This is a genomic window from Cronobacter sp. HA18003, from assembly GCF_011605905.1.
GTDB lineage: Bacteria > Pseudomonadota > Gammaproteobacteria > Enterobacterales > Enterobacteriaceae > Cronobacter > Cronobacter sakazakii.
The window spans coordinates 22786-29729 of record NZ_JAANQO010000003.1 but is presented as its reverse complement, the minus strand read 5'-3'; the positions used below and the strand labels follow the sequence as shown (position 1 = coordinate 29729).

The 6944-nt window shown below is 57.7% G+C and carries 7 protein-coding genes; 2 read left to right on the top strand and 5 right to left on the bottom strand.

The annotated features are described in order from the left end of the window. Window positions 1-396: 396 nt before the first annotated feature. The gene (purH, locus tag G6041_RS00465; protein ID WP_012126003.1) at window positions 397-1986 is read left to right on the top strand and encodes a bifunctional phosphoribosylaminoimidazolecarboxamide formyltransferase/IMP cyclohydrolase; all 1590 of its coding nucleotides are present in this window, start codon (window positions 397-399) and stop codon (window positions 1984-1986) included. Between the two features lie 13 nt (window positions 1987-1999). Then, the gene (gene purD, locus G6041_RS00460) at window positions 2000-3298 is read left to right on the top strand and encodes a phosphoribosylamine--glycine ligase (protein ID WP_012126004.1); all 1299 of its coding nucleotides are present in this window, start codon (window positions 2000-2002) and stop codon (window positions 3296-3298) included. Window positions 3299-3362: 64 nt separating this feature from the next. Here purD and G6041_RS00455 read toward each other — a convergent pair whose 3' ends face one another. From G6041_RS00455 to hemE, 5 genes are all read right to left on the bottom strand, one after another. Next, the gene (locus G6041_RS00455) at window positions 3363-4055 is read right to left on the bottom strand and encodes a DUF1481 domain-containing protein (RefSeq protein ID WP_171964893.1); all 693 of its coding nucleotides are present in this window, start codon (window positions 4053-4055) and stop codon (window positions 3363-3365) included. 11 nt (window positions 4056-4066) lie between these two features. Beyond that, window positions 4067-4339: a nucleoid-associated protein HU-alpha gene (gene hupA / locus G6041_RS00450; protein WP_002884342.1), complete on the bottom strand. Its 273-nt coding sequence runs from the start codon at window positions 4337-4339 to the stop codon at window positions 4067-4069. A 186-nt stretch (window positions 4340-4525) separates the two neighbouring features. Beyond that, window positions 4526-5116, bottom strand: coding sequence for a YjaG family protein (locus G6041_RS00445; RefSeq protein WP_004388099.1), 591 nt, complete (start codon window positions 5114-5116; stop codon window positions 4526-4528). Window positions 5117-5159: 43 nt separating this feature from the next. Beyond that, window positions 5160-5831 carry a deoxyribonuclease V gene (nfi, locus tag G6041_RS00440; protein WP_004388100.1) on the bottom strand — a complete coding sequence of 224 codons (672 nt, stop codon included), beginning with the start codon at window positions 5829-5831 and terminating at the stop codon, window positions 5160-5162. A 9-nt stretch (window positions 5832-5840) separates the two neighbouring features. Continuing rightward, complete coding sequence (hemE, locus tag G6041_RS00435; protein ID WP_012126006.1) at window positions 5841-6905, bottom strand: uroporphyrinogen decarboxylase; 1065 nt, start codon at window positions 6903-6905, stop codon at window positions 5841-5843. Between the last annotated feature and the right edge of the window lie 39 nt (window positions 6906-6944).

Genomic DNA, 6944 nt, shown 5'->3' with positions numbered 1-6944 from the left:
GTGGCGTATATTACGCTTTCCTCTTTCAGAGTCAACCCTTAATTTCAGGATTTTTCTCTTCCCGACTCACCGTCGCTGTGGGATGTTTCTCATCAGCGCCGTGTCGATGGAGGCGCATTATAGGGAGTTCTCTTCGCGCCGCAATACCTAAATCGCAGAAAAATGACTGACTGCTGCATTCCCCAGCAAAACCCCGGCTTATACGCATTTGCGCACAGAGTTATCCACAGACAGCCTGCACGCCGAAAATTTGCGAGCGCCACGCAAACGTTTTCGCTACAATGCGGGCCTGTTAGCGCCACACGCTTTTTCAGGAGCGTGAGCTACATTTCAGTAAAAAATGGCTGGAATTTAGCTAACGCTCTTCTGTAATGATCAAATCCAGGGGATTTATACATGCAACAACCTCGTCCTGTACGCCGCGCTCTGCTCAGCGTTTCTGACAAAGCCGGTATCGTCGACTTCGCCCGCGCCCTCTCAACGCGTGGGGTTGAGCTCCTCTCCACGGGCGGCACGGCTCGTCTGCTGGCGGAAGCTGGCCTGCCGGTAACGGAAGTCTCCGATTACACGGGCTTTCCGGAAATGATGGACGGCCGCGTTAAAACCCTGCACCCGAAAGTCCATGGCGGCATTCTGGGACGCCGCGGTCAGGACGACGACATCATGGCGCAGCATGCTATTTCCCCCATTGATATGGTCGTGGTGAACCTTTACCCGTTTGCACAGACGGTCGCGCGCGAAGGCTGCACGCTGGAAGACGCGGTTGAGAATATCGATATCGGCGGCCCGACGATGGTTCGCTCCGCCGCCAAGAACCATAAAGATGTCGCCATTGTGGTGAAGAGCAGTGACTACACCGCCATTATTGATGAGCTGGATGCGAATAACGGCTCGCTGACGTTTGATACGCGTTTCGATCTGGCGATCAAAGCTTTCGAACATACGGCCGCATATGACAGCATGATAGCCAACTACTTCGGCAGCCTGGTTCCTGCCTATCATGGCGAAACCACTGCCCCTGCTGGCCGCTTCCCGCGCACTCTCAACCTGAACTTTATCAAGAAGCAGGATATGCGTTACGGCGAGAACAGCCATCAGCAGGCTGCTTTCTATATAGAAGAAGAAATAAAAGAAGCGTCTGTCGCGACCGCCCGCCAGGTTCAGGGTAAAGCGCTCTCTTATAACAACATCGCCGATACCGACGCCGCGCTGGAATGCGTGAAGGAATTCAGCGAACCGGCCTGCGTGATTGTGAAGCATGCCAACCCGTGCGGCGTTGCTGTCAGCAGCTCAATTCTCGACGCCTATGACCGCGCGTACAAAACCGACCCGACGTCCGCCTTTGGCGGCATTATCGCCTTTAACCGCGAGCTGGATGCCGAAACCGCGCAGGCGATCGTCTCTCGCCAGTTCGTTGAAGTCATTATCGCCCCGTCCGCCAGTGACGACGCCCTGAAAATCACCGCCGCGAAGCAAAACGTGCGCGTACTGGTGTGCGGCGAATGGCAGTCTCGCGTACCGGGCCTCGATTTCAAACGCGTTAACGGTGGCCTGCTGGTTCAGGACCGCGATCTGGGCATGGTGACCGAAGCCGATCTGCGCGTGGTGACAAAACGCCAGCCAACCGAACAGGAGCTGCGCGACGCGCTCTTTTGCTGGAAAGTGGCGAAGTTCGTTAAATCCAACGCGATTGTTTACGCGCGCGACAACATGACCATCGGTATTGGCGCAGGGCAGATGAGCCGCGTCTATTCCGCTAAAATCGCCGGTATCAAAGCAGGCGATGAAGGCCTTGAAGTCAAAGGCTCGGCGATGGCCTCCGACGCGTTCTTCCCGTTCCGCGACGGCATCGACGCCGCAGCGGCTGTGGGCATTACCTGTGTTATCCAGCCGGGCGGCTCGATTCGCGATGATGAAGTCATTGCCGCCGCCGACGAACACGGCATCGCCATGATCTTCACCGACATGCGCCATTTCCGCCATTAATCACGGAGCTACGATGAAAGTATTAGTTATTGGCAACGGCGGGCGCGAGCATGCGCTGGCCTGGAAAGCCGTCCAGTCGCCACTCGTTGAAACCGTTTTTGTCGCCCCCGGCAACGCCGGTACGGCGCTCGAGCCTGCGCTGCAAAACGTCGCTATCAGCCCGACGGATATCCCGGCGCTGCTGAGCTTTGCGCAGGCTGAAAACATCGATCTGACGATTGTCGGGCCGGAAGCGCCGCTGGTGATTGGCGTGGTGGACGCGTTTCGCGCCGCGGGCCTGAAAATTTTCGGGCCGACCAAAGGCGCGGCGCAGCTTGAAGGATCGAAAGCCTTCACGAAAGATTTCCTGGCGCGTCATCGCATCCCGACGGCGGAATACCAGAACTTTACCGAGACCGAACCGGCGCTTGCCTATATTCGTGAAAAAGGCGCGCCGATTGTTATCAAGGCCGACGGCCTCGCGGCCGGTAAAGGCGTTATCGTGGCGATGACGCTTGCCGAAGCCGAAACGGCCGTGCTCGATATGCTGGCGGGCAATGCGTTTGGCGACGCGGGCCACCGGATTGTTGTTGAAGAGTTTCTGGATGGCGAAGAGGCCAGCTTTATTGTGATGGTGGATGGCGAGCATGTCGAGCCGATGGCCACCAGCCAGGATCATAAACGCGTGGGCGATGGCGACACCGGCCTCAATACCGGCGGCATGGGCGCTTACTCACCTGCCCCGGTCGTCACCGATGAGGTTTTCCAGCGCACGATGGAACGCATCATATGGCCGACCGTGCGCGGCATGGCGGCGGAAGGCAACACCTACACCGGCTTTCTGTACGCGGGTCTGATGATCGACAAGCAGGGCAACCCGAAAGTTATCGAGTTTAACTGCCGCTTTGGCGACCCGGAAACGCAGCCGATCATGATGCGTTTACAGTCCGATCTGGTCGAGCTTTGCCTGGCGGCCTGCGAGGGCAAACTCGATACGGTGAAATCGCAGTGGGATGCGCGCCCGGCACTGGGCGTCGTCATGGCCGCAGGCGGCTATCCGGGCGATTACCGCACCGGCGATGTGATCCACGGTCTGCCGATTGAAGAGATCGCGAACGGTGACGGCAAAGTCTTTCATGCCGGCACGACGCTGCGCGACGACGACCGCGTCGTGACCAGCGGCGGGCGCGTGCTGTGCGTGACCGCGCTGGGCGACAGCGTCGCACAGGCGCAGGCGCGCGCTTACCGCTTAGCGGAAGATATTCACTGGGATGACTGCTTCTGCCGTAAGGATATCGGCTATCGCGCTATTGCACGCGAGCAGGAGAAATAAACGCCTGCACGCTACAAAGGCGTAAACGCAAAAGCGACGGTAAATCCGTCGCTTTTTTATGGGCTCAGAAGCTGTCAGGCTTCGGCTGCCAGGCGCAAAAATCTTCATTCGCCACCAGTAACAGCTGTGTGCCTTCCGGTGCCTCCAGCCAGGCGGCGCTAACGCGCGCTTTCGCATGACGCTGACGTTCTGAGAGACGCTCCTGCGCCCTTCTGTCGAACTCAGGCTGCACAATCTGCCCTTCACAGGTCGTTATCGTGCCATCAGGGTTCCAGCGCCCCTGACGCAACACCACGCGCCCTGCGCGCAGCGCATCGCTGGTATTACGCATCTGCGTGGCGCGATATTGCCACAGTGCGACCTGATCGCTGGAAAGCTGCTGTTTCTGCCCGTTGACTTCACGCTGCATGAAGCTCAGCCCGCCGCGATCGTCAAAACGCACTTTGACCTGCTCAGGCTGTTTACCCTGAAGCTGGTAGTCCACGGAGGTCAGCGCATCGTTCTGCCAACGATAATCGCTCGTCGATGTCTTATCGCCAGACCAGGGGCTGAACGCCGCCAGCAGGTGAACAGAGCCATCGTTATTGTCTTTACGCCACAGGCGCACGACACCGTCATCGGCCAGATAGCCGCTGGCGGTAAAAGGGGGAATTTCCGGGGTGGAACGACAGGCGGAGAGGAACAGCACGCCCGCCAGCGCCAGCATACGCCAGCCAAACAAAAGGGGCGATCTCGCCCCTTCGTTAAAACCTTTCACTGCCACGCGGTTTACTTAACAGCGTCTTTCAGTGCTTTGCCAGAAACGAATGCCGGCACGTTAGCTGCAGCGATTTTGATTTCTTTACCGGTCTGCGGGTTGCGGCCAGTACGCTCAGCGCGGTGGTTCACTTTGAAGGTACCGAAACCAACCAGCTGTACAGCATCGCCTTCTTTCAGAGACTCAGTAATCGCAGCCAGAGTGGATTCCAGAGCAGCTTTCGCTTGCGCTTTAGACAGGTCAGCCTTGTCTGCAATTACATCAATCAGTTGAGTCTTGTTCATAAGTTATCCTTACAATGTGTTTATCGCTTGCTAAGCATCGAGTGCGACGGAAATGCCTTGAAAGCACTCTCCTGCATACACGCACCGATAGCCACTTTTTTTCGCCTCCCAAATGTAGACCAGACGGGGGGCTAATTGGAAGCCTTCAGGTGAGACAAAACAGGCTGTAAATCACGTTTTGTTGTCTCATTGCTGCAAATTTATACCGATATTACTGGTTCCATCCTCACGCAGGTCTGCGCGCAGACCTTTTATCAGCTCAATATCGCGTTCTTCACAGGCAGCAAGCAATCGGAAAATTTCCCACTGAATATCCCATTCCTGCTCCACAGCCGGGTTTGCTTTCAGCTCATCGTCGGTCATTTCACGGCCCGCCTGAGTCATCTCCAGCATCGCTACGGTGGTGATAGACGTCTCGCTGACTTCAATCGCGTGCTCCAGCGTCTCGCCGCTCAGGCGCGAATGCACCAGCTCACTCAACGCGACGCAAGCGTCGATAGCCGGGTAAACGCCATAGAGGTCATAATCTTCCGCCGCCGGAATCGCTTCTTCGAGCTTTTCGAGCTGGCTGTCGAAATTCACTTTGGCGTCTTTGACCGTCAGCGTCTCCCAGATGAGATCGAGAATACGACGATAGAGCTGCGCATCGCCGAAACCGGTCTGCTGGCAGAACATGGCGTAGTTCGGGTACATGCGCTCGCAGAGCGAGGCCATGAACGTCACATGCTGCCAGGCTTCGAGTTTTTCCAGCCGCAGGTGAATAGGGTTTTGTAACATAGTGGTGTCTCACAAACCGAAAATTAGCGGCAGTGTACCTGAATCACCCCTGAATTTCCTGCCATCGTAGAAAGGCGGGACGACCGGACGCCACGGCATCCGCCCAGCGCGTCGGCTCCGGCAGCCGGTAGCCTTTCGTGCAACGCTGCACCCAGCCGAGCGCCGTATCGATGCTGACGCGATGCCCCGTCGAGACAAACAGCGGATTGCAGCGCGCTTTGCTGCGCCACACCCATGCCAGCTGCTCGCCTTTGTCCATCAGCGGCGAAACCGCGCCGGGCTCGTCGCTGAGCGGCTCAAACTTACCGCACAGCCGCTTTTTAGCGACGCCTATCGTCGGTACATCCACCAGCATCCCGAAGTGGCTCGCCACGCCGAGACGTCGCGGGTGCGAAATACCGTGCCCGTCGACAAACAGCAAATCCGGCTTTCTGGAGAGCATCTCCCAGGCCGTCAGCAGCGCCGGGTATTCACGAAACGACAGAAAGCCGGGGATATACGGCATGGTGGTGGGAATGCGCGCCACCTGGTACTCCAGCAGCTCCAGAGACGGATACTTCAGCAGCACCATCGCCGCTCGCGTCACTTCGCCGCCCTGCTCGAATCCGACATCCGCCCCACCGATTATCGTCGGCGGATCGACGTTCAACCGGTCCTCGCGGACCACATTAGATGCCAGTTCGATTTGTTGTGCGCGAAGCGTCGCGAGATCCATAGTTTCTCCTTACAGGTGATAAGGCGCCGATAAGCGGTGAACCGCCTCGACGAAGGCCCCCGCATGTTCAGGAGGCACATCCTGATGAATACCATGCCCCAGGTTGAACACATGGCCTTCACCATTGCCGAAACCAGCAAGTATAGACGCCACTTCTTCTTCGATACGGGCAGGCGACGCATAAAGCATGGACGGATCCATGTTGCCCTGCAGCGCGACCTTGTGGCCTACGCGACGGCGCGCGTCGGCGATATCGGTCGTCCAGTCGAGTCCGAGCGCGTCACAGCCGGTTTCCGCTATCGCTTCCAGCCACTGGCCGCCGCCTTTGGTGAACAGCGTTACCGGCACACGGCGGCCTTCGTTTTCGCGCAGCAGCCCGTCGACGATTTTATGCATGTAATACAGTGAGAACTGCTGGTAGTCGCGCCCGGTCAGCACGCCGCCCCAGGTATCGAAAATCATCACCGACTGGGCGCCCGCGCGGATCTGCGCGTTCAGATAGAGCGTGACGCTTTTCGCGAGCTTATCGAGCAGTAAATGCAGCGTCTGCGACTCGGCATACATCATTTTTTTAATGACGGTAAACGCCTTGCTGCTGCCGCCTTCCACCATATAAGTGGCGAGCGTCCACGGGCTGCCGGAGAAACCAATCAGCGGCACTTCGCCTTTCAGCTCGCGGCGGATTGTGCGCACCGCGTTCATCACATAGCCCAGTTCCTGTTCCGGGTCCGGCACCGGCAGTTTTTCTACGTCCGCTTTGCCGGTAATGGGCGATGTGAAGCGTGGGCCTTCGCCCGCTTCAAAATAGAGTCCCAGACCCATCGCATCCGGAATCGTCAGAATGTCCGAAAAGAGGATCGCCGCATCAAGCGGATAGCGACGCAGCGGCTGTAGCGTCACTTCGCACGCCAGCTCGGCGTTTTTACAAAGCGACATAAAATCGCCCGCCTGCGCGCGGGTGGCCTTATATTCCGGCAGATAACGCCCAGCCTGTCTCATCATCCACACTGGCGTGACATCCACAGGCTGGCGTTGCAGGGCGCGCAGGTAACGATCGTTTTTCAGTTCGGTCATTTTTTCTTATTCCTCAAGCGACAGGCCGCTATTGTATCA